This is a genomic window from Caldisericaceae bacterium (assembly GCA_036574215.1).
Taxonomy (GTDB): Bacteria; Caldisericota; Caldisericia; order Caldisericales; family Caldisericaceae; genus Caldisericum.
The window spans coordinates 1-22295 of the sequence record JAINCR010000059.1 but is presented as its reverse complement, the minus strand read 5'-3'; the positions used below and the strand labels follow the sequence as shown (position 1 = coordinate 22295).

Annotated in this window: 22 protein-coding genes; 19 read left to right on the top strand and 3 right to left on the bottom strand. The window is 35.0% G+C overall.

The window, feature by feature from the left end; translation table 11 throughout:
- Positions 1-137 precede the first annotated feature (137 nt).
- The 5 genes from K6343_03750 (at position 138) to K6343_03730 (ending at position 6631) form a co-directional block, all read left to right on the top strand.
- A complete protein-coding gene (locus K6343_03750; GenBank protein MEF3245077.1) occupies positions 138-635 on the top strand; it encodes a NifB/NifX family molybdenum-iron cluster-binding protein in 498 nt (165 codons plus the stop codon).
- A gap of 314 nt (positions 636-949) precedes the next feature.
- Positions 950-2779: an indolepyruvate ferredoxin oxidoreductase subunit alpha gene (gene iorA / locus K6343_03745; GenBank protein MEF3245076.1), complete on the top strand. Its 1830-nt coding sequence runs from the start codon at positions 950-952 to the stop codon at positions 2777-2779.
- A gap of 9 nt (positions 2780-2788) precedes the next feature.
- Positions 2789-3652 carry a cation diffusion facilitator family transporter gene (locus K6343_03740; protein MEF3245075.1) on the top strand — a complete coding sequence of 288 codons (864 nt, stop codon included), beginning with the start codon at positions 2789-2791 and terminating at the stop codon, positions 3650-3652.
- 992 nt (positions 3653-4644) lie between these two features.
- Positions 4645-5277 carry a redox-sensing transcriptional repressor Rex gene (locus K6343_03735; GenBank protein MEF3245074.1) on the top strand — a complete coding sequence of 211 codons (633 nt, stop codon included), beginning with the start codon at positions 4645-4647 and terminating at the stop codon, positions 5275-5277.
- A 1-nt stretch (position 5278) separates the two neighbouring features.
- Positions 5279-6631, top strand: coding sequence for an acetate kinase (locus tag K6343_03730; protein ID MEF3245073.1), 1353 nt, complete (start codon positions 5279-5281; stop codon positions 6629-6631).
- 54 nt (positions 6632-6685) lie between these two features.
- On the opposite strand, the gene lpdA is transcribed toward K6343_03730, so the two are convergent.
- Positions 6686-8077, bottom strand: coding sequence for a dihydrolipoyl dehydrogenase (lpdA, locus tag K6343_03725; protein MEF3245072.1), 1392 nt, complete (start codon positions 8075-8077; stop codon positions 6686-6688).
- Between the two features lie 438 nt (positions 8078-8515).
- Between lpdA and K6343_03720 the strand changes: the two genes are divergently transcribed.
- Genes K6343_03720 through K6343_03655 form a run of 14 tightly spaced genes read left to right on the top strand, consistent with a single transcriptional unit; the run spans position 8516 to position 19625 of the window.
- Entirely contained in the window at positions 8516-9022 is a 507-nt protein-coding gene (locus tag K6343_03720) for a Na+/H+ antiporter subunit E (protein MEF3245071.1), read from the top strand.
- Complete coding sequence (locus tag K6343_03715; GenBank protein MEF3245070.1) at positions 9019-9276, top strand: cation:proton antiporter; 258 nt, start codon at positions 9019-9021, stop codon at positions 9274-9276. The genes K6343_03720 and K6343_03715 overlap by 4 nt, the downstream gene beginning before the upstream one ends.
- A gap of 3 nt (positions 9277-9279) precedes the next feature.
- On the top strand, positions 9280-9609 hold the full coding sequence (mnhG, locus tag K6343_03710; protein ID MEF3245069.1) for a monovalent cation/H(+) antiporter subunit G: 330 nt from the start codon (positions 9280-9282) through the stop codon (positions 9607-9609).
- 3 nt (positions 9610-9612) lie between these two features.
- Positions 9613-9870 carry a DUF4040 domain-containing protein gene (locus K6343_03705; GenBank protein MEF3245068.1) on the top strand — a complete coding sequence of 86 codons (258 nt, stop codon included), beginning with the start codon at positions 9613-9615 and terminating at the stop codon, positions 9868-9870.
- On the top strand, positions 9863-10564 hold the full coding sequence (locus tag K6343_03700; protein MEF3245067.1) for a Na(+)/H(+) antiporter subunit B: 702 nt from the start codon (positions 9863-9865) through the stop codon (positions 10562-10564). The genes K6343_03705 and K6343_03700 overlap by 8 nt, the downstream gene beginning before the upstream one ends.
- Positions 10565-10906, top strand: coding sequence for a sodium:proton antiporter (locus K6343_03695; GenBank protein MEF3245066.1), 342 nt, complete (start codon positions 10565-10567; stop codon positions 10904-10906).
- Positions 10900-12381: a hypothetical protein gene (locus K6343_03690; protein MEF3245065.1), complete on the top strand. Its 1482-nt coding sequence runs from the start codon at positions 10900-10902 to the stop codon at positions 12379-12381. The genes K6343_03695 and K6343_03690 overlap by 7 nt, the downstream gene beginning before the upstream one ends.
- The gene (locus K6343_03685) at positions 12378-14270 is read left to right on the top strand and encodes a hypothetical protein (GenBank protein MEF3245064.1); all 1893 of its coding nucleotides are present in this window, start codon (positions 12378-12380) and stop codon (positions 14268-14270) included. Before K6343_03690 ends, K6343_03685 begins: the two co-directional genes overlap by 4 nt.
- Positions 14264-15151, top strand: coding sequence for an NADH-quinone oxidoreductase subunit H (locus tag K6343_03680; protein MEF3245063.1), 888 nt, complete (start codon positions 14264-14266; stop codon positions 15149-15151). The genes K6343_03685 and K6343_03680 overlap by 7 nt, the downstream gene beginning before the upstream one ends.
- Before the next feature lies 1 nt (position 15152).
- Positions 15153-15671, top strand: a complete 519-nt coding sequence (gene nuoB / locus K6343_03675; GenBank protein ID MEF3245062.1) for an NADH-quinone oxidoreductase subunit NuoB — start codon at positions 15153-15155, stop codon at positions 15669-15671.
- Positions 15668-16141: an NADH-quinone oxidoreductase subunit C gene (locus K6343_03670; protein ID MEF3245061.1), complete on the top strand. Its 474-nt coding sequence runs from the start codon at positions 15668-15670 to the stop codon at positions 16139-16141. The genes nuoB and K6343_03670 overlap by 4 nt, the downstream gene beginning before the upstream one ends.
- Positions 16134-17234 carry an NADH-quinone oxidoreductase subunit D gene (locus tag K6343_03665; GenBank protein MEF3245060.1) on the top strand — a complete coding sequence of 367 codons (1101 nt, stop codon included), beginning with the start codon at positions 16134-16136 and terminating at the stop codon, positions 17232-17234. Before K6343_03670 ends, K6343_03665 begins: the two co-directional genes overlap by 8 nt.
- A gap of 8 nt (positions 17235-17242) precedes the next feature.
- On the top strand, positions 17243-19075 hold the full coding sequence (locus K6343_03660) for an FAD-dependent oxidoreductase (GenBank protein MEF3245059.1): 1833 nt from the start codon (positions 17243-17245) through the stop codon (positions 19073-19075).
- Positions 19068-19625, top strand: coding sequence for a hypothetical protein (locus tag K6343_03655; protein MEF3245058.1), 558 nt, complete (start codon positions 19068-19070; stop codon positions 19623-19625). Before K6343_03660 ends, K6343_03655 begins: the two co-directional genes overlap by 8 nt.
- 250 nt (positions 19626-19875) lie before the next feature.
- Here the strand turns inward: K6343_03655 and K6343_03650 are convergent, their stop codons facing one another.
- Both K6343_03650 and K6343_03645 read right to left on the bottom strand, forming a co-directional pair.
- Positions 19876-21957 (bottom strand): FAD-dependent oxidoreductase, encoded by a 2082-nt coding sequence (locus K6343_03650; protein MEF3245057.1) that lies wholly within the window; start codon positions 21955-21957, stop codon positions 19876-19878.
- A gap of 154 nt (positions 21958-22111) precedes the next feature.
- A partial coding sequence (locus K6343_03645) for an S-layer homology domain-containing protein (GenBank protein MEF3245056.1) occupies positions 22112-22295 on the bottom strand: 184 nt, incomplete at its 5' end.

The following is a 22295-nucleotide window of genomic DNA, read 5'->3' as shown; positions in this document are numbered from 1 at the left end:
AAAACGTGATGTTGAGAACAGAATTGACTACATTAAGAACATTTTGTCAAGATTAGAGAATAGTTAATCTTTACTTTTGGACCCTTACTTAATCTGGTAGGGTCCCGTATAAATTAAAAATTGAGGGAGGTATAACAATGAAAATTTGTTTTACAAGCGATGAGCAAAATGGACTTGAAAGTATTATGAGTTATCACTTTGGACATTGTCCGTATTTTGTAATTGTTGATGTTGATGGAACAGTAGTTTCTAATGTTGAATCTATTCAAAATCCGCTTGCAGATGAGCATAATGCAGGAGATTTACCATCTTTTATGAAAGAGCGTGATGTAGATGTAATTATAGCAGGTGGTATGGGTCCAAAGGCAAGAGAGTTTTTTGAAAGTTATGGTATTCAAACAGTTATTGGAGCCTATGGTAAGGTAAAAGATGTTTTAGAAGAATATTTACATGGAAAAATAAGCTACAATCCGAAAGAAGAAGCTTGTTGTTCCGAAGAAGAAAACAACGAAAACGAAGTGTTCGATGTAAACGAGGAGATCAACAGGATGAAAAAAGATATAATTGCTCTAAGAAAAGACATAGCAGATCTAAAGTCTCTTTTGCTTAAGATTGAGAAGGAAATCAAGAATTAATTACCTTAAGGCATGATGATTAATGATAGATCTGCGTTTGAGGGATAAAGGAGCTGTTGCAAATATTATTGCAAAAAAATCTGTGCCTGGGCTATAAAGGTTTCATGAATGCCTTTTGCAATTACAATATTTGGTTAAAAAGTTTGTGCTTGTATTCAACGGATTGATATTTTTATTTGCCATTTTATCAGGAGTTTTTGTTGGAAATTTTTTTAAAGAATAACTAACGAAGTTGAAGTTTTTTAAACTAAATTAAATATACAATTACAAATTCTCTGTTATAATTAAGGTGTGGCAGGAAAGGAGATAGGCATATGAAATCTTTAATAACAGCAAAAAAAGGCGAGAAGTTATTCTTACTTGGAAATGAGGCCGTTGCAAGAGGTGCAATCGAAGGAGGTGTATCTGTTCTTGCTACGTACCCTGGCACGCCTTCATCAGAAATTGGCGATGTATTTTACAAAATCTACAAAGATCTTGGTATATATTTTGAGTTTTCAGTAAATGAAAAGGTTGCTCTTGAGATAGCTGCTTCTGGCTCTAACGCAAATTTAAGAAGTTTTGTTTGGTTTAAACATGTTGGCTTAAATGTTGCCTCTGATTCATTTATGTCGCTCTCATATACTGGTATTAGAGGTGGGTTGGTTGTTCTCTCTGCTGATGACCCTTCGATGTTTTCTTCACAAAATGAGCAAGACAATAGGTATTATGCTCGCCTTGGTAATACTTTACTTATTGAGCCTTCCACTCCCCAAGAGATGAAAGACCTTATGCCATATGCTTTTGAAATTTCAGAAAAGACTCAACTACCTGTGCTTTTTAGAACAACCACAAGAGTTGCACACATGAGAGGTGTTGTTGAGGTAGGGGATGTATTTGTAAAGCCGCCTATTGGAGAATTTAAAAAAGATCCATCAAGACTTGTGCCTGTTCCTGCAAATGCGTATAGAGCAAAGGCAAGAATCCTTAACAATCTTGAATTTGCCAAAAATCTCGCTACTACAAGTCCTTTTAATAGGATTATAGAGACAGACGGTTTACAAAGTAATTTGCTTATTATTGTATCGGGTGTTTCGTTTAACTATGTAATGGATGCTCTTATCCAAAATAGTATTAAGGCAAGGATTTTAAAACTTACTTTTTCTTACCCCTTTCCAGAAGAATTAGTGTTAAAATCTCTTGATGGCATAGACAAGATTCTCGTTGTTGAAGAAGTTGACCCAATTATGGAAAAGGAAGTATTCTATTTACTCGGCAAACACCACATAAACAAAAGTGTTTTTGGAAAAATTGATAAAACCTTACCTTATGCTTATGAGTATAATCAAGATATTATCGAGCAAGCGTTATCAAAAATTTTAGGCATTGAATTTAAGAGCGAGACTTTAAAATCAGATTTAAAACTTCCCGTGCGACCTCCTGTTTTCTGTCCAGGGTGTCCTCATAGAGGTATGTATGAAGCAGTAAAAATGGCAGTAAAAGAACTTGAGATTGAGGCAATTTATCCAAACGATATTGGGTGTTATACTCTTGGCTTAAATCCACCTTTCTATATGGCTGATTATTTGCTTTCAATGGGTTCAAGTGTCGGTATTGCATCGGGCTTATCTAAATTTACGAATAAAAAAATCATTGCTTTTATTGGAGATTCTACTTTTTTCCATGCAGGCATTCCTGCTCTCGTTAATGCAGTGCACAATAACGCTAATTTTACCTTGATTATACTTGATAATAGAACCACTGCAATGACAGGAGCTCAACCAAACCCTGGGCTTGACGTTGATGATAAAAGAGCTCTTGATATAGCATCTGTAGTAAAAGGAATTGGTATAGATTTTGTAAGAACAGTTGATCCATACAATCTTAAGGCTTCGAAAGAGGCTGTTATTGATGCTTTGAAAACAAGTGGAGTTTCTGTCGTCATATCAAAAAGGGAATGTGCACTCATTGTTCCCAAAAAGAAATTCACATTCTTTGTAGATCCTTCTAAATGCACTGGTTGTAAAAATTGTATAAATGAGATTGCCTGTCCTGCGATGTTTGTTTTAGAAGACGGGAAGGTCCAGATTGATGAAATTCTCTGTGATGGATGTGCAGTTTGTGTGCAAACTTGTCCTGAAAAAGCCATTAAAGTTAGAAAGTAGGTATCTTTAGTGGCAGAAAGAGAAACAAGGGCATTAAAAGCAATAAGAATAGCAATGCTTGTAAACACTCTCATCGCCTTGATTAAGGTTGTTCTTGGGGTGTTTGGCAATTCTATTTCTTTAATTTCCGATGGAATTGATACAACAATTGATATTGTAAAAAATATTATCGTTTATAAAGGGACAGAAATTGCAAGTCGTCCACCAGATTCAGGGCACCCTTATGGCCACGGAAGAGCAGAAACCATATCATCAAGTATAATTGGTATTTCAGTTATTCTTGCAGGCTTCTTCATTATATTTGAAGGAATTTCTAAGTTTAATAAAACTGAAGCAATTGAGAGCTTAATGATTATTGGGGCTTCGATTAGTATTATTGGTAAAATTTTCCTTTCATCCTACATGAGTGTTGTTGGTAAAAATACCTCAAACGAGGCGCTTATTGCAAATGCAAAGGATTATTTTGGTGATATACTTGCTTCTTCATCTGTTCTTATAGGTGGTTTACTTATCAGGATTACCAATAAAGCGTTTTTTGACAGCATTGCTTCTTTTTTTGTTTCAGGTGCGATTATCTATATGGGGTTTGATATATTAAAACCGGCAGTTATAGAGATTATGGAAACAAGCGATGAGAATATAGCGCAAAAAGTAGAAGATAAAATTAAAGGTTTTGATATGATTTGTAATCCACACCAAATAAGGGTAAGGAAACTTGGCTCTTACTACATTGTTGATCTTCATATTGAACTTCCAAAAGATATGAGTGTTTTTGAGTCCCATAGAATTGCAACGGAAATCGAAAATAAAGTAAAAAATAGTATTGATAGTATTTATGAGGTAGTTATTCATATTGAGCCTTGTTTAAAATAATGAATTTATTGTTTTATGCTTTATGGGTTAACTTTATGAAGATTTTTTCTTAGTAATTCTATTAGCAATTGGTTAGTAATTTTTAGTTAATTTTTTGATCAATTTAAACCTTTCGTTCTACAATTTTATAAGTCTTCTTTGTTGTTCTCAACTTCTATCATCATTCCGAAATAAATCTTCATTGCCACCCATAGCCCCTTTTTTATTTCTTCTAAACATCTCGTCATTCCGTTCCTGTTGACATTCCAAGGTAAAGCCCCTTGCCCTCATTCTGAGGACGTAAGCCCCAGTGCTCATTCTGAACACATTCGCTTCGCTCAGTGTAAACTCCGTGAAGAATCTCCTCCTTTTATGTTTTTTCATTACTCGGGGGAGTCTTGAGGGGGTGTCCCCCTCAAATTTGAGATCCTTCGTCGCTATCGCTCAGGATGACATGGTAGTGTCATTCTGACGAGGCGTCCTTTTGCTGGCGAAGAATCTCATCCTTTATTCGAGGGGGTGGAAAGTCCTCCCCTCGATACTCCCCCAAAAAGATTAGATCCTTCGCAAAGACGGCTCAGGATGACAGGGAAGGAAGAGCTCAGGATGACAGGGTGGTGTCATTCTGACGAGCGAACGTAGTGAACGAGGAAGAATCTCGTCGTTTATTCTTTTTTTGGCTTTCAGGGGGAGTAATGAGGTGGTTCTGTTTACTCCCTCAACTTCAAGATCCTTCGCTATCGCTCAGGATGACAAAGGAAAAAAATGCTCAGGATGACAAGAGGGTGTCATTCTGAGGGCGTAAGCCCGAAGAATCTCATCCGTTTATGTTTTTGTAACTTTTTAATGTTGGTGTTTTACTCTCCCTATTTTAGTGGATGACTTTTCCAAATTTTTCTCTTGACAAGATTTTTAATTTTGATACAAATAAAAGTGATAAATTTGCATTACATAATTTATGAAATGCTCTATAAAAATTTATTATATTTGTGAAAAAAAGATGGGAGGTAAAAATGGATGTTCCATATCCTACAATAGAAAGATTGGCACTTTACGTTAGATGTTTAAGACATTTAAAAGAAAATGGAGTTAAAACAATCTCTTCAAAAGAGTTTGCTTCTTTTACTCGAACAACACCTGAGCAAGTTAGAAAAGATTTTTCTTATTTTGGCAAATTTGGTAAAACAGGAGAAGGTTACGATGTTAGTAAACTTGCAAAAAGAATTGACAAAATTCTCAAAGTTAAAAGGAAGTGGTCTATTGCCATAATTGGTGCAGGTTCTTTAGGCAGTGCTCTTTCACGTTATCCTGGCTTTAAAGAAGTTGGCTACGAAGTAAAAGCCCTTTTTGATATAGATCCAGAAAAAGTTGGCAAAAAAATTTCTAATATTCCTATCTACCACATTGATAGTTTTAATGAAATTGTTAATAAGGAAAATATTGAAATAGCAATTGTTGCTGTGCCTATAAGTGCAGTTGAAAAAGTTTCAAAAGTTTTAGCAACAAGCAAGATAAAAGGCATTTTAAATTTTACACCAATGACTCTAAACATTAAAACAAGAAAAAGGACCGTGATACAAGATGTTGACTTAACACAAAAATTGTATATAATCTCATATCTAATGAAAAATAGAATGGGGGATTAGTATGGATGTTTTAACTTTCAATTGTGGAAGTTCTTCTGTAAAGTATCAACTTTATAAATGGAATGAAAGAAGAATTGTTGCAAGTGGAATTGTTGAAAGAGTTACTATAGGTGGCTCTTTTATAAAACACGAAGTCCCAGGAAGAGACTCAGTAAAGATCTATCATGAATGCCCAACTCACAAAGAAGCAATTGATCTTGTCATTAAAACCTTAACCGACAAAGAAGTTGGTGTTATCGAAAATGTAAAAGACATTAAGGCAGTTGGTCACAGAGTGGTGCATGGCGGAGAAAAGTTTAATAAATCTGTTTTAATAACAGATGAAGCCTTGAGTGTATTTGAGGAATTGCAGGATCTTGCCCCATTACACAATCCACCCAATATTATGGGTATTAAGGCAGCAAAAAGTGTGCTCCCTGATATTCCTCACATTGCGATAATGGATACGGCATGGCATCAAACAATGCCAAAGCATGCATTTATTTATGCATTGCCTTATGAATGGTATGAAAAAAATAGAATAAGACGGTATGGTTTTCATGGCACTTCTTTCCTTTATGTTGCAAAGAGAGCCTCTGTTCTACTTGGTAAAAGTCCATTTGAGACAAATTTGGTCATTGCACACCTTGGCAATGGTGCAAGCATAAATGCAGTGAAAGATGGCATTTCAGTTGATACGAGTATGGGCTTTACACCTCTTGAGGGTTTGGTAATGGGTACAAGGGCAGGCGACCATGATGCAGCAATTGATCTCTACATGATGGAAAAGCTTGGGCTATCCGTAAAAGAGATGAATAATGTTTTAAATAAGAAAAGTGGTATTTTTGGTATTACAAAAGGAAAATACACCGATAGAAGAGATGTTGAAGAATCAGCAGAAAATGGAGACGAACTTGCCCAACTTGCCATTGAAATTGAAACCTACAGGTTGAAAAAATATATCTCTGCCTATATGGGTGTTTTAGGAAGAGTCGATGCAATTGTATTTACAGCAGGTGTTGGCGAGATGGGGCCAATCTTTAGAGAAAAAGCTTTAAAAGGCCTTGAGAATTTTGGTGTAATAATTGATGAAAGGAAAAACAATATTTCCATGACAAGGAACGCTGAAACGGACATAACAGGAAAAGGTTCTAAAGTTAAAATTTTTGTCATCCCAACGGATGAAGAGTTAGTTATGACTGAGGATACCGTTGCTATCATGGAAGGAAGATACGATATCCATACAAATTTCACATATTCATTCCAAAAACCTGAATACAAGAATTTTGCAAGAGAAGAGCGTTTTGCAAAAGAGGTCGAAAAGGAAAAAGAACTTCTTGAGATAAAGGCAAAAATTCCAGGAATTGATTTTTAATACCAAAAAGTGGGGGCTTGTGCCCCCATTTTTTTATTTTTTAAAAAGCAAGTCCTATTTTCTTACTACCATATGGACTACTTCACCAAGTGGCACTTTAGTTGCTTCCATTGTTGCTTCTGGAAGTGTTGGGTGTGTATGTATCGTATCTGCAACATCATTTAATGTGAGATTATTTTTTACTGCAAGTGCTAACTCTGCTATCATAACTGAAGCTTCAGGACCAACAATTTGTGCTCCAATGATTTCTTTTGTGTCTTTCTTTGCAACAACTTTAACAATTCCCTCTGTTGCATTCATTGAAACGGCTTTTCCGTTTGCGGTAAATGGGAACTCTCCAACTACCACTTCAACCTCTTTCTTCTTTGCTTCTTCTTCTGTGAATCCAACGGAAGCGATTTCTGGAGTTGTAAATATTGCCCATGGCACAACTCTATAATCCATTTTCTTATCGTTTCCTGCAATGATTTCAGCTACAGTTTCTCCTTCCTTCATTGCTTTGTGTGCAAGCAATAAACCTCCTGTAACATCTCCTATTGCATAGTGGTGTTCTACATTTGTCCTTAAGTATTCGTCTACTAATATTTTCCCTTTTTCTGTTTTGATATTTAATTTTTCAAGACCAATATTCTCTGAATTTAATTTTCTTCCTATCGAAACAAGCACTTTTTCTGTTTCAATAACTTCTCCATCGTTTAGTGTTAAATAAACTTTATTTTCTTTAGTTTCGATGTTCTCGATTTTTTTGCCCAATTTAAATACAACCCCTTTTTTCTCGTATATTCTTTGTATTAGATTGGTAAGTCTTTTATCTTGTAAGGTAGGTGTGACTGTTTCCATCATTTCCACGACAGTTACTTTTATATTAAATGCATTAAAAAAGGTAGCAAATTCCATTCCTATAGCTCCTGCACCAACAATTACAATTTCTTTTGGATAACTTGTAAGTTCTAAGGCATCATCTGAAGTAAGCACATTTGTGTGGTCAATTTTAAAGGCAGGGATCATCGCAGGTTCTGAACCCGTTGCAATAATTATATCCTTTCCTTTAAAAATTTCTTTACCTGTCTCTGTCTGAACTTCAACAGTATTTCCATCTACAATATAACCTTTGCCGTATTTTATTTGCACTTTTCTTGCCTTAAGAAGAAAATCAACTCCGGAAACGAGTTTCTTTACAACAATTTCTTTCCATTTTTTAATTTCTTCACTATTATAACTTACATTTTCTACATGGATGCCAAAAACTTTTGATTCAAGTGACTCTCTATAGACATCCGAAGCTTTAAGAATGGCTTTTGTAGGGATACAACCTCTGTTAAGGCATGTTCCACCAAGAGTTCTTTCTTCAACAATTAATACACTTTTCCCAAGATCCGCAAGCCTAATTGCTGATACATAGCCTGCGCTTCCTGAGCCAATAACAATTACATCAAATTCTTCCATCTATACCTCCTTAACTAAAAATTTTTAAATTATTACTCTATTTTTATACTTCTTTATCACTTAAGTAATTTGTTAATTACATATTTTCTTAGCATAAAGTTGCATCAGTATGTTATTAAAATAACAAATTTAAATATTGCAATATCAAATTATATCACAATAACTAAATAAAACAAATAGTTTATTAAAATTTTTTAAAACACAAAAAATTCATTTTTTCACAAATATTTTAGAATTAATTAAAACACGCAATTTAAAATACTTTTAAGCACTTGTAAAACTTTTATATTAACTTTAAAATTTCTTTTTCTTATTGAATTATACAATGTTCTTTTATTTCACAAAATAGGATTTTGAAAAACATTAAACTTGACTTATTTGATAAAACATTTAAAATTTTCTTGGCAGATTTGAAATTTAAAAGAAAGGTGGTGAATGATGGAAAAAGCAAACTATCTAAGCAAAGTAATCTTTGAAACCCTTCTACTCTTCTTAACATGGATCCTTTTAACAGAGAGTTTTGCTTTATCTGAACTTGTATTTGGTTTCTTAATTTCACTCATTATTTCCTTGGGTAGTGCGAATTTGTTTACTGAACATGGTTTGTCGCATTTACATCCAAAAAAGTTTTTTTATTTTGTTGTGTATATTCCATATTATATCTATCAGGTTATTAAAGCAAATATCATTATGGCAATAATTGTTCTTTCTCCAAGCTTACCTATTAAACCTGGCATTGTGAAAGTAAAAACCAATTTGAAAACTGACGTTGGAAAACTTGCGCTTGCTAACTCAATAACGCTTACTCCCGGGACTATTACTATGGACATTGATGGTGATGAACTTTTTGTGCATTGGATTGTTGTTGAAGATGAATCTGTAGAGGGAGCAACAAAATCAATTGTTGGCCCTTTTGAAAAATTTTTAGAGGAGATCTTTTCATGAAACTTGTAGATGTAATTTATCTTGCTTTTATGACTATTTCTTTTCTTCTTATGCTCATTAGGCTTATTAAGGGAAACGATACTCCTAATAGGGCTATGGCTCTTGATGCAATAACAACTCTTACAATTGCTTTATTCGTGTTTTTTGCTTTTATCTTTGAAAGGTCTTTCTATATGGATGTTGCAATTGTATATGCAATTATCTCATTTGTGGGAGTTCTTGTTGTTGCAAGGTTCATCGAAAGGGGGCTTTAATTTATGAGTGTGTCTGTAGTTATTGGCTATATTTTAATGTTTGTGGGGGTGTTTTTCTTTCTTGTTTCCGCAATAGGATTATTAAGGCTTCCAGATTTATATACAAGGATGCAAGCAGCAACTAAATCAACAACACTTGGAGCTATTTCTTCTATTATTGGGATCGGCTTGATGAGAGAAGACATTCTTATAAAGTCAATTATTCTTGCGGTTTTTATTCTTATCACTGCACCTATTTCTGGCTCTGCGCTCATTAGAGCAGCTTATAAAGCAAAATCACCACTAACTAATAAAACAGTAGTAGATAAATTCAGAGAGAAAGAAGGTGAATAGACAATGAATCCAGTTGTGCTTATTTTTTCATACATTCTTCTTCTTGCATCCATTGGGCTTTCTCTCATTTCAATAGAAGTGAAAGACCTTCTTGCAGCAGTAATATTTATGGGAGCAGCAAGTCTTATAGTTTCGTTGATTTTCCTTATTTTACAAGCACCCGATGTTGCAATGTCTGAAGCGGCAATTGGCGCTGCACTTACAATGGCAATCTATGTTATTGCTGTAAAGAAGACAGAAAAGGAGGATAAAGATGATTAGAAAAATTATTTACGGGATTTTTATCCTCATCATCGTTTCTGCCATTGCAATGTTTTTGAGAGGGACTCCTTTTGGCGTTGATAAAATGGATGTAGGAAAATATTATCTTGAAGAAACAATCCCTCAAACTGGAGCAGCAAATGTGGTTACCTCGGTAACTCTATTTTACAGAGGATTTGATACCTTAGGTGAAGTGACTGTTCTTTTTACAGCTGCCTTAGGTGTTGCTGTGCTTTTGTTTATAGAAGATAAAAAAAGAAAAATGACTTACGTTAAAGCAAACTTTGTTACAAAAATCGGAACAAGGATTGTTTTTCCTTTTATTTTATTAACTGGTGCTTACATCTTCATGCATGGCCATTTAACACCTGGTGGTGGTTTTCAGGGTGGGGCGCTTATTGCAACAGGTTTCCTTTTACTCTATCTTGCTTATGAAGAAACATCAATTGATAGAAAAAAGTTTTATCTTGTTGAAGGACTTGGTGGGTTAACATACGTTATTGTTGGTTTACTTGGTTATTTTATGAGAGATTCATTTCTTGCAAACGTTCTTCCCAACGGAACGCTCTTTGATTTACTTTCAGGTGGAATAATTCTCCCTATCTACATTGGTGTTGGATTAAAAGTTGGTTCTGAGCTTGCAAATATTGTTGACGATCTCTTTTGTGAAGTAAAGTGCACTGGAGGTGAATAGATGATTTTCTATATTACAGCATTGATCATCATTGGTATTGGATTATACGCTTTAATTATAAAAAGTAACCTTATTAAAAAAATCATCGGACTTGACCTTATTGAAACTGGAATAAATTTACTCATTGTTTCCATTGGCTATATAGATGGTAAAGAGGCACCCATATTTACTTTTAATGTGCGAAATGCTGCCTCGATGGTTGACCCAGTGCCACAAGCTCTAACTCTTACTTCAATTGTCATAGGCGCTTCTGAATTAGCTCTTGCTGCTGCGTTTGTTGTGCTTTTGTATAGAAAGTATGGCACATTGAATGTAAAGAAAATAAGGAGTCTGAAATGGTAAACTTAGCTAATCCAACTCTTTTAGTTGCTTTACCGCTATTTTTTGCTTTTCTTTCAATTATTATTGCGCCTTTCACTAAAAAGGTTATAAAGTTCATTCCGCTTTTAGCTAGTTTAATAAATCTTGTTATTGTCTATTTTATTGGGGTTGAAGTCTTTGGTGGTAATATCGTTATTGGTGGCACGGCAGGTTTAACTGCACCATTTGCAATTGTTTTGGCAGTGGATAAATTTAATTATTTAATTCTTCTCCTTGTTAACTTACTTGGTGCGGTAATATCTTTCTACAATATCTTCTACGTAAAAGAAGAACCAAGCGATAGATTCCACATTCTATTTTTATTACTTATAATGTCTTCTACATGGATTACTATAACAGGTGATTTATTCAATATGTTTGTAGCATTTGAAGTTCTGTCAATTTCTTCCTTTGGGCTTGTTGGGTATTTAAGAAATAGTGATGCCATTGAAGCAGGCTTTAAATACGTTGTGCTTGGTATGTTGGCAGGCTCTCTTATACTTCTTGGCGTTGTGCTTGTTTATGCCCAAACTGGCACATTGAATATGGCACACATCGCTTCGAAGCTTGACACCTTAAGTGCCTATAGCAAACTCATTCCTTTTGTTTTGATATTTTTTGGCTTAGCAGTTGAAGGCGCCTTGTTCCCTTTAAATTCATGGCTTCCCGATGCACACCCCGCAGCGCCATCTGGTGTATCTGCAATGCTTTCTGGTATCATTACAACTACTGCAATCTATTCAATCATTAGAGTTATTGTTACCGTGTTTAATTATTCAGCGTTTATCCCTTATCTTTACATTATAGCCTTACTTACCTTATTCTTTGGAGAAATAGCCGCTTTCTACCAAAAGGATATAAAGAGGATGCTTGCATATTCTACAATTGGTCAAACAGGGTTGTTTGTGCTTGCTTTCTCAGTTGGCACACAAGGTGCAATATCTGCTTCACTTTCCCAAATTATAAATCACTCTATTTCAAAAGCAATCTTATTTTTAACGTCGGGTATCATGATTGAGAGTGCAGGTGTGCGAGATATTGAGGATTTAAGAGGTTTTGGAAAGCAGCACATTTTCACCTCGATTTTGTTTGTTTTTGCTGCTCTTTCACTTATAGGTATTCCTCCTTTTTTGGGCTTCTTTACAAAGATTGCAATTCTTCAAAATATCTTAGACTTCCAAGGAATTTTAGGCTACATTGGATTTGCTTTTATCCTTGGTTTGGCGATTGTTGAAGGTGTATACTTCTATAAAGTTTTTGCCGTTATGTTTTCTAACGGAGATAAGAGTTTTAAAAACTTCAATCAGTGGTTACTTGTTGCACCTTTCTTGCTTGTTTTGATACTTGTTGTCTTGAGTGCAAGGCCAATGGAAGTGATTAACTACACTTACAGTGCTTCAGGGCAAATTATTCAAAGAACACTTTATATAACCTCAGTGTTAGGAGGTTTAAAATGAACTTTTCAATAAACCTTTCATTACTTACGATTTTACTTACTCCTTTCTTTGGGGGATTACTTTCCTATGCAGGATCAGCACTTCATAGGTATGTGCGTAATATATTCTACATTATCTTCTTAGCACTTCCTTTTTTAGAGCTTTACCCGTATTTCAATAATTCTGTTGATTTCATGCCATATGCAACTGTTTTTGGCTACAATTTATTTTTAGGGATTAATGCTTTATCGTTTACCCTTCTTTTACTTTTTACTTTGATGTTCTTCCTTGCAGGTATATTTCTTTTGTTTGAATTTGCAAATAAAGATGAATCAGATTTAGCAGTTCTTGAATTCATGTTCTTAGAGGGTTCTGTTTTTGGTGTCCTACTTGCAAAAGACATTTTAACATTCTTCATTTTCTTCGAACTAATTGCAGTTTTTACTTATTTCCTTATTCAAAAGGGTTATAGTGGGTCAAGTAAGGCTTCGGTTAAATACATATCTTGGGCTTTAATCGGAGCAAACTTTTTGCTTGCTGCTATAATTTTACTTTTTACAAAAGTCCACAACTTTGGTTATACAGAAATCGCAGCGTTCCTTGGTAATGCTTCACCTACTTTTGTTGTTTTGGTTTTTGCCTTCTTTTTGATTGGTATTTTGATTGAGGCAACGATTATGCCTTTCCATGTGTGGGCTCCTTCTGCTTACTCTGAAGCACCCGATTCTGTTTCTGTGATTCTCTCAACGGTTGTAAAAAAGACTGCAATCTATATTTTAGTTGTTCTTGCCTTTTCTCTTTTTGGTTTAAATCTTTTCTTAAAAATAATGCCAGCGGTTTTCAATAATTCAATAGTTATGTATATTTTGCAATGGATGAGTGCTTTAACTATCATCATAGGCACATTCATTGCAATAAGAGAAGAAGATGCAAAAAGTTTACTTGCTTGGTCTTCTATAGCACAATCTGGATACATCGTTTTGGGTATTTCTCTTGGCACTTCCCTTGGAGTAAGCGGCGGTTTGCTACATTTGATAAATCACTCTATTTTTAAAGGAATCCTTTTCTTTGTGGTTGGTGGTGTTATCTATAGAACTGGCACAAAAAAGCTTAGTGAACTTGGTGGTCTTATAAAGAAAATGCCAGTATCCTTTATTTCAATGTTAATTGCAATCATTGCCTTAGCAGGTATCCCGCCTTTAAATGGCTTTTCATCTAAATACCTCATCTATGAAGCACTAATTGAGAAGAAAGAACCCATTCTTTTAACCATTGCCCTATTGGGTGGGACAGGGTCATTTCTTTATGTTTACAGGCTTATTCATTCAACCTTCCTTGGACAGTTAAGTGATAAGTATACCGATGTAAAAGAAGTGCCACTCCTCATGCAACTGCCCATGTTGGTGTTATCAATTTTAGCAATTCTCTTTGGTATATTCCCATCTATACCCATGAATTTTGTATCAAAAGCAGTTAGTTATCTTGGATTTGAACCAATAAAATATTACCTAACAGGGTTTCCAACTCAGCCAGGTTTACATGAAGTTAACATCTTAAAGATTTCTTCTACCCTTATTATAGGCTTTGTTGTTTCACTTTTGATCTTTTTACTTTTGCCGAAAGCAAAGAGAGTTGATCAACTTGACAATTACTACGCAGGTGAAAAATTAGTGAAAGAGACTAAATACAATTATAGTTTTGGATTTTACAGTTTCTTTGACGATGTTCTTGGTTCTTTCTCACATCTAAGTATAGATAAAATCTATTCAAATGTTGAAGGTTTGTTTAAGAATGTAGGGGATTATTTAAGAAAATTCTATACTGGTAATCTTGAAACTTATATAAGTTATGGAGTTGTTGCAATAGTTATCTTTGCGCTTATTTATGTGTTAGGAGGCGTCTTATGGTAGAAAAAATTGTGTTAGTTTTAACACCCGTTTTAGCATTTTTTGTTGGCATCTTCCTTGTTGGTTTCAAAAGGAAAATGGTTGCTCGTATCCATAGAAGATACGGTCCGCCTTTGCACCAGCCACTTCTTGATATCATAAAACTTCTTGCAAAGAAAGAAAACATATCTCACGGTGTGATGTTTGATCTTGGTCCTGTGATTGCTCTTGGTGCGTCAATTCTTACTGTTTTGTTTTTACCACTACCAGGTTTTAAACTTCTTACTCCATACGGAGATTTGATTGCCTTTCTTTACATCATGGTTATAGGTTCTCTTGGTATGGCGCTCGGTGCAGGAGAATCAGGCAACCCGAATGCTTCCATCGGTATTGCAAGAGCCTTAACTCTTATGCTTGGGTATGATCTTCCTTTTATAATTGCAGGAAATACTCTCATACTTAAGTATGGGACAACATCCCTTTTTAACCTCATGAATGCTCAATCAAATTTACATTGGAATCTATTTTTCTTGCCCTTAACGGCTGTTGCAGGCTTTATTGCAACCTATGGGGCAATGGGAGAGCATCCGTTTGATGTAGTTGTCGCACCCCAAGAAGTTGCAACAGGGCCTATGGTTGAGTATGGAGGAAAACATTTAGGAATGCTTATGATTGATCATGCCATGCATGTTTATATTGAAACTGCTCTTTTTGTAACGCTATTTTTAGGTGGTGCATCCAATATATGGATTTTCATTTTAAAACAACTTGGGGTAGTAATCGTTATGACACTTGTTGATACTGTTCTTCCTCGTTTCAGAATTGAAAATGCTGTTAGGTATTTTTGGCGATGGCCTACGATTTTTGCCTTGTTAGGTCTTTTTATAGTCTATCTCGGAGGATAATATGGAAATGCAAGATGTTATTGAAGAAGGTTATGTTGGAATTTTAGAAGATTTAAGAAAACGATCTCTTTGGATGCTTCATTATTGCACTGCCTGTGGTGCTATAGAACTTCCGCCAACAATTACTTCAAGGTTTGATGCAGAAAGATTTGGGATTGCTCCATTTGTAACTTCAAGACAGTCTGATATATTGCTTGTAACTGGATACATTAATATCAAAACTCTAAGAAGGATTGTAACAGTTTACGAACAGATGCTGCCTCCAAAATATGTGATTGGTTTTGGTTCTTGCACTATTAATGGTGGTATATATTGGGATTCCTATGCAGTGGTAAAGAGACTTGATTTGTATTTACCTGTTGATGTTTACATTGCAGGGTGTATGCCCACTCCAATGGCTGTCATTGAAGGTTTTAGAAGCCTAATGAAGTTAATCGATGAAGGTAAGGCAAACGGATGGAAAAAGTACATTGAGGATAATGCTTACTATAAGGAAAACCAAAGGAAGGTGTTAGGATGATTGATGAAGTTATTAAATCTTTACCTTACGAAGTTATTGAAAAAAGAAAGCAGAGAATAATAGTTAAGGTGGAAGGGGAAAGTTTTGCTTCTGCATTGAATGCCTTGAAAGGTCTATCATTCAATAGGCTTAATATCCTTACTGCAGTTGATTTTATTAAAGAAAAAGAATTTGAAATCGTTGCAATTCTTCATTCGGATGAAAACAAAGTTATCGCTATTGTTAAAACAAGAATTCCACGGGATAATCCTTCTATTGAAACAATTACAAACATCTATCCAAACGCTTACAAATATGAAATTGAAATGAGTGAAATGTTTGGAATAAAAGTTTTAGGTAATCCCGATTCAGGAAAGGAATTCGTTTTAGAAGATTGGAAAGATCTCCCTCCATTGAGAAAAGATTTTGACTCTATAAAGTATGCAACTGAACATTATGAGTCGAGGAATGTGGAGGTAAAGTATGATTAAAGAATACGAACTGAACATAGGACCTAACCACCCTGGGATTCATGGTAATTTTTCTGTCCATCTTGAACTTGTTGGAGATACGATTGTCTCAGCAAAAGGACAATCGGGGTATCTTCATAGGGCATTTGAGAAACTAATGGAACAGAGAAATTACCTACAGAACCTTGCTCTTATTCCACGAATCTGTGTGCCAGAACCAGACATTAATGAAGCAGTTTATGCAATGGCAATTGAAGAGTTAATGGGGGTTGAGATTCCTGAAAGGGCAAAGTATATAAGAACGATAGTTCTTGAAGCTGCTCGTATTAATGCACTTTTATTCCATTTTGGTGGCACAGCAGCAATGATTGGAAACTATACTGTAAATTATTGGGCAGTAGCAGATAGAGATTTGATGATAGACATATTCCTTAAACTTACCGGTGCAAGAGTTTACCACATGTATATATGGCCAGGTGGCGTTAGGAGAGATACCTATCCAGGTTTTGAAGATGATATTTTAGGCTTTGTAAAATATTTAAAAGGTAGATTAGTTGAATATGATAATCTTTTCTTTAAGAACCCAATGTTTGTGCACAGGGCAAAAGGATTTGGAAAGATAACCAAAGATCAGGCACTCTCAATGGGTGTTACTGGTCCAAATTTGAAGGCAACAGGTGTAAAAGTTGATGTAAGAAAAGATGAACCTTATGCAGCCTATGGTTATCTTGATTTTGATATCCCTGTGCTTGATGAAGGTGATGCCTGGGCAAGAGAAATTCAAAGAAGGCTTGAATTTGAGTTGAGCTTGAATCTCATTGAGCAAGCGGTAAAGAAGATGCCAAAAGGAGAAGTTTGGAGAAAAATGCCCAACCCATTTAAGTGGGTAATAGAAAAGGGTGAAGCCTATGCAAGAGTTGAGTCTTCAAGAGGAGAATACGGATTCTATTTTGTAACTAACGGAGGTGATAAGCCCTACAGAGTTGCAGTAAGAGGTGTTTCAATGCCTCATATGTATCCACTTGCTGAGAAAATGTTAGTAGGGATAAAACTGTCTGATGCCCCGTTTTTACTTGAAACATTGGACGTTTGTCCACCAGAAATTGATAGATGAGGTGAGCAATGGAGAATAAAGAATATTTTGAAAAAGTGAGTTACATTAATGCTTTAACCTCAACAAAGTATATATTCAAAAAACCTGTAACTCTTCAATATCCAAAAGAGAAACTTGAACTTCCTGAAAGATACAGGGGTTTCCATGTAAACGACATTGATAAATGTATTGGCTGTGGAAATTGCATGAGTATTTGTCCCTGCCAGGCAATTACAATGGATGATCCTAAAGAATTTCATCTTGTAACTCCTAAGGAAGGTTCAACGCACTTAAGACCAAGAATTGACTATGGGAGATGCTCTTATTGTGGACTCTGTGTGGAAGTATGTCCTACAGGTTCTTTAAAAATGGAAAAAAACCTTATTTTTACCTCTACTGATGGCGATGCTTTTGTATGGTTTCCTGCAGAAGAAAAAAGAAAGGCAGAAAATGGATTTACCCAATCTAACGATATTACTCCTCTTGAACTTGAAAAGGTTGAAATGCCCGAACTTGAACCAGATGTAAGTAAGAAAACCTTTGAAGAACTAATTCTTGGCTTCTCTGAAGAGCAAGCAGTAAAAGAGGCAGAGCGTTGTCTTGGTTGCGGTATTTGTATGCAGGGTTGTCCTGCACATATGAAAATCCCTGAATATATTGAAGCAATATTTAAGAAGGAATATGAAGTTTCTGTAAAATACATGCTAGAAGATAACGCACTTCCTGGAATATGTGGAAGAATTTGCACGCATAAATGCCAGGATGATTGCGTCTACAATTACCGAGGAGATGCATTGCAGATTATGTGGCTTAAGAGATTTGCAACGGATATGGTGAAGGATTATAAAGTATCAGACCCTTATCTTCTTCCAAAAACAGGTCGTAAAGTTGCAATCATTGGTTCTGGTCCAAGCGGATTGTCAGCAGCTTATTATTTAACACTTTTAGGCCATTCTGTGACTGTGTATGAAAAAAGAGATGTCCCAGGTGGTGCACTTGGGCTTGGTATTCCTATGTATAGATTACCTGTTTACGAAATAGACAAAGAGGTTTCGCATCTTGTAGACCTTGGTGTAGAGTTCAAGTTCAATACAGAAGTTGGTAAAGATATCCAATTTGAGGATTTGCTTAAGAAGTTTGATGCAGTATACATTGGAGTAGGCCTTTCTTACGGAAGGGCAATTAACCTCAATGGAGAAGATACTCCTTATGTAATACAGGCAATAGATTTCTTAAGGCAGGTAAAGGTAGAAGGAAGAAGAGATATTCCTAAAAAAGTTGTTGTAATAGGTGGTGGAAACGTTGCAATGGATGTTGCAAGAACAGTTGTAAGGCTCCATGAGATTAATTACGGTAGTGTTGATACCAAAGTGCAAACAGTTTCACTTGAAGATTGGGATATTATGCCTGCTTCTAAAGAAGAAATCGACGGTGCTCTTGAAGAAGGCGTAATATTTAATCCTGGATGGGGTCCGAAAGAAGCAGTCTTTGAAAACGGTGTGCTAAAGGGTCTTGTTGTAAAGAAAGTGAAGTCCGTCTTTGATGAGCAGCGTAGATTTAATCCTACCTTCTTTGAGGATCAAACTAAGCTTCTTGAAGGCGATTACATTATCGAGGCAGTAGGCCAAATGACGAATTTGAGTTTTATACCTAAGGAATTAATGGATCAGTTAAAATTTACTCCAAGAAGAAGAATTTGGGTTGACGAATTTGGTGAAACTTCAATCGCTGGAGTATTTGCAGGAGGAGACCTTGTTGAAACTTCTCTTGGAAACGTAATTTCTGCTATTGCTAACGGTCACAGAGCAGCTATCGGTATAGATTTCTATCTTAGAAACATAAAAGGAGGCAGAAATGGTTGACTTTAAAGACAAAATAACCTTTGGAGAGCCTGTTTTGGATAGGTTTTTTAACGGTTATTCACCTTTAGAAACAGTGCTTGTAAAATTTGCAAACAAAATAGGTTTTCTTACGGTGTCTAACTTATTTACTCTGATCACCAAGGCTTATGTCCCAAACGCAACCGAGAGAATGCTTTCAAAAACAGAAGATATTTGGATAAAGGATGTTCTTGATGAGGTTTATGTGTATGGGGAAGGTGGTTTTACAAGAGTAGTTAAAATCGTAAGAAGAAGAATTTACGAAGACGTTTTCTCCGTTAAAACCACTACAAAGAAAACTGATGTTTCTAAAAGCCATAAATTTGTTGTGGAAGAAGGTTTAGAGCAAAAACTCAAGAGCGCTTTTGAGTTAAAAGAAGGCGATAAACTTCGTATTTATGATAAAGACCAAGAAGTTTTTGAACCTGTTGTTCATGTCAAAGTTATTAAACCAAGTTTTTTGCATGTTTATGGCATACTTACCGAAAACTTTAGTGCCTATGTAAGTGGTATTTTGGGAAAATCTTACTAAATAGTTTGTTTAATGTGTATAAAAAGGGAGCTTTTTAGCTCCCTTTTGTCATTTCAAAAATCCCTCGTTTTAAACCTCTATTTCGTCATTCTAAGGGAGTAAGCCCACGAAGTCATTCTGCGCGAAGTGAAGAATCTCTTTTTTTGTGTTTTTCTATTAGTTGGAGAGTCTTAAATGGCATCCCTCTTACATTAAGAAAGAACCTTGTCTTGAATTCACCTTCAACGAAGTGAAGTGCAAAACTCCCTATTTATTTGAATCTAAACTTCCAATTACAAATATCGTTTGCGCATATCATCCCAGATATTACAACTGCTTCAATTCCTCCACCTGGAAAAGTTGAAGCACTTGCAAGATACAAGCCTTTAATGGGCGTTTTAAAATACGGTCTTTTAACTCCAATCGATTGATCAAAAGAGTATATGGCACCCTCAGGCATAGATGTATAACTTTCAAATGTCTTCGGAGTAGCAGCATCTTTAACTATTATCTTTTTGCTTAGGTTGGGGATAACTTTTTCTGCTTTTTCTATAAGTTTTTTGGAAAAATCTTCCTTCATTTTCAAATATTCTTGTTTCCCTTTTTCTTTAAACTCGTAATAATTTGCACTACTTAAAAGAGTTACACTTGCCTTTCCTTTTGGTGCTAAATTTCTATCGGCATTAGAATTAATAACTATACCAAACTCTTCATCTAAATGGTTTATGATAGTTGGGTATTCTGAAAGATCCATATCAATACCGAGAAAGGTCATAAAAACAGAGGGAGACATTTTCAAACCTTTTATATACTCAATAAATTGCTTAGGTAAGGTGCTTTCCTTAAGTAATTCTAAGAATGTTGTTTTGGCATTGGCGTTTGCAACAACAATAGGTGCTTTAAAAATTTTCTTCAATACCCTTACTCCTTCTACCGTGCCATTGTTAACTAAAATTTCATCTACTTTATGGTTTAATAAAATAGTCCCTTTATTGTCTAAAATAAATTTTTTAAGGGCATTTGCAAAGTTTTGTGCCCCACCCTTTGGAAAGAAACCTCCATGAAGGTAATAAGATACCGTTGCTGTAAGTGCCGAACTTGCTGCTGTTTTGTCTGGAGTTGTTCCTAAATATCCCAAAAAGCCACTAATTAAATATTTTAAGTCGTCGTTTTTAAAAAACTCGTCGAGTTTTTGCTTGAAGCTTTTATTCATCCAGTCGTAGAAGTGAGGGTTATTTTTAGGATAGTTTAAAAGCGCATCTTCTCCAAAGACTTTTGCTATGAGTTCTGCAGGAAGTGGAGTTCCGTATGTTGTATCTTTATAGCACTCTTCATATGCTTCTTTAGCTTCTTCAAAAAATGCTTTTATGTTTTCCTTTTCATTTGGGAATAGTTTTGAGATATTGTTAATAAGGTCTTCTAAATTACTTACTTCAATTTCGTTTCCTTTAAAAATGAATCTCGTTTTATTTTTGACAAATAAATCGTCTTTATTCAGTTTTAACTCCTTTAGTAGATATGTAATAGGTCCTTTTTCCCATAAGCCACTTACGTCTTCAACACCAGTATTAAAGATAAATCCATTTCTCCTAAACGAAGAGCAATAACCTCCAACTAAATAGTGCTGTTCTAAGACTAAAACTCTGTATCCTCTTTTAGAAAGTAAAGCGCCACAAGTTAAACCACCTATTCCCGACCCAATAATGATAACATCGTATTCATTTTCACTTTTATTTCTTTCAGGATCTAAATCAATACGCCAATCATATTTTTTAAACTCCTTTAAAGTAAAAAAAGACGGTGCCTTCAAAGGGAAAACAATTGAGAATAGAGTTCCAGCTCCTATTAAGAGATTGGAAAAAATTACAGTAAGCGGCATACTAAAGATTAGATATATAGCGGCATTAAGTGCAAAAATTACTGCCCAAAAAATGGTAATTATGTTATTAATTAAAATAAAGAAACTATCCTTCCAGTAAATCGGAGGGTAGTCCCTTTTTGAAACCTGTAGGGTGTATGGTTGTTTTATGAGTAGAGAAAGAGTTGACATAAAAAACAGTGCAATGTATCCAAGAAATCCGCTTTTTTCTATAAAGATTTTTGTTTTAAAAATGAAAAACCCTAAATTAGCGACAAGGAAATATACAAGTGAAAAAACATCCATGATGTTGGAATCTCTTTTGTAAATTTGTGGGATTACAAGGATAAAAGATATAAACAGAGGAATGATTAGCCCAAGGTTAATTTCCATACCACAGAGTATCCAGTAGGTAATCCACGGAATAAAAGAAAAAAGTATATATACCATGCCGGGTATTTTCTTCTTGCTGTTTTTTGATCCCTCCATGTTCATTTTTCTCCTTTTAGTTAAAATCCTAACACATTTATTCTATCATTAATTTCGAAAAGTTCAACCTCTTTTATATGCCAATTTCTTTAAGAACCATTTATGAGTTTCCTTTTATAAACACTATATGGCCCAATTGTTTACCTGGGCCATATAGTTTCTACACCTTCCCTAAAAACTTTAATAACCTGTAAATTAAAAGAAAACCTTCTTCTCTTTTAAGATAACTTTTTGGTCTTATTTCACCATTATCCCCAAGGATAATACCAAGGTTGTATAGTGTTTGTATTTCTTCTTTATATGGATAATCATCACTAACATCTTTAAAAAGCGAGAAAACAGAA

What these genes read in the sequence shown, in the direction of transcription:
- K6343_03735 (MEF3245074.1), top strand. Translation starts at nt 4,645, where the DNA reads ATGGATGTTCCATATCCTACAATAGAAAGATTGGCACTTTACGTTAGA.
- K6343_03750 (MEF3245077.1), top strand. Translation starts at nt 138, where the DNA reads ATGAAAATTTGTTTTACAAGCGATGAGCAAAATGGACTTGAAAGTATT.
- K6343_03665 (MEF3245060.1), top strand. Translation starts at nt 16,134, where the DNA reads ATGATTAAAGAATACGAACTGAACATAGGACCTAACCACCCTGGGATT.
- K6343_03730 (MEF3245073.1), top strand. Translation starts at nt 5,279, where the DNA reads ATGGATGTTTTAACTTTCAATTGTGGAAGTTCTTCTGTAAAGTATCAA.
- K6343_03650 (MEF3245057.1), bottom strand. Translation starts at nt 21,957, where the DNA reads ATGAACATGGAGGGATCAAAAAACAGCAAGAAGAAAATACCCGGCATG.
- nuoB (MEF3245062.1), top strand. Translation starts at nt 15,153, where the DNA reads ATGGAAATGCAAGATGTTATTGAAGAAGGTTATGTTGGAATTTTAGAA.
- K6343_03655 (MEF3245058.1), top strand. Translation starts at nt 19,068, where the DNA reads ATGGTTGACTTTAAAGACAAAATAACCTTTGGAGAGCCTGTTTTGGAT.
- K6343_03715 (MEF3245070.1), top strand. Translation starts at nt 9,019, where the DNA reads ATGAAACTTGTAGATGTAATTTATCTTGCTTTTATGACTATTTCTTTT.
- lpdA (MEF3245072.1), bottom strand. Translation starts at nt 8,077, where the DNA reads ATGGAAGAATTTGATGTAATTGTTATTGGCTCAGGAAGCGCAGGCTAT.
- K6343_03720 (MEF3245071.1), top strand. Translation starts at nt 8,516, where the DNA reads ATGGAAAAAGCAAACTATCTAAGCAAAGTAATCTTTGAAACCCTTCTA.
- K6343_03685 (MEF3245064.1), top strand. Translation starts at nt 12,378, where the DNA reads ATGAACTTTTCAATAAACCTTTCATTACTTACGATTTTACTTACTCCT.
- iorA (MEF3245076.1), top strand. Translation starts at nt 950, where the DNA reads ATGAAATCTTTAATAACAGCAAAAAAAGGCGAGAAGTTATTCTTACTT.
- K6343_03670 (MEF3245061.1), top strand. Translation starts at nt 15,668, where the DNA reads ATGATTGATGAAGTTATTAAATCTTTACCTTACGAAGTTATTGAAAAA.
- K6343_03660 (MEF3245059.1), top strand. Translation starts at nt 17,243, where the DNA reads ATGGAGAATAAAGAATATTTTGAAAAAGTGAGTTACATTAATGCTTTA.
- K6343_03705 (MEF3245068.1), top strand. Translation starts at nt 9,613, where the DNA reads ATGAATCCAGTTGTGCTTATTTTTTCATACATTCTTCTTCTTGCATCC.
- K6343_03690 (MEF3245065.1), top strand. Translation starts at nt 10,900, where the DNA reads ATGGTAAACTTAGCTAATCCAACTCTTTTAGTTGCTTTACCGCTATTT.
- K6343_03700 (MEF3245067.1), top strand. Translation starts at nt 9,863, where the DNA reads ATGATTAGAAAAATTATTTACGGGATTTTTATCCTCATCATCGTTTCT.
- K6343_03695 (MEF3245066.1), top strand. Translation starts at nt 10,565, where the DNA reads ATGATTTTCTATATTACAGCATTGATCATCATTGGTATTGGATTATAC.
- K6343_03680 (MEF3245063.1), top strand. Translation starts at nt 14,264, where the DNA reads ATGGTAGAAAAAATTGTGTTAGTTTTAACACCCGTTTTAGCATTTTTT.
- mnhG (MEF3245069.1), top strand. Translation starts at nt 9,280, where the DNA reads ATGAGTGTGTCTGTAGTTATTGGCTATATTTTAATGTTTGTGGGGGTG.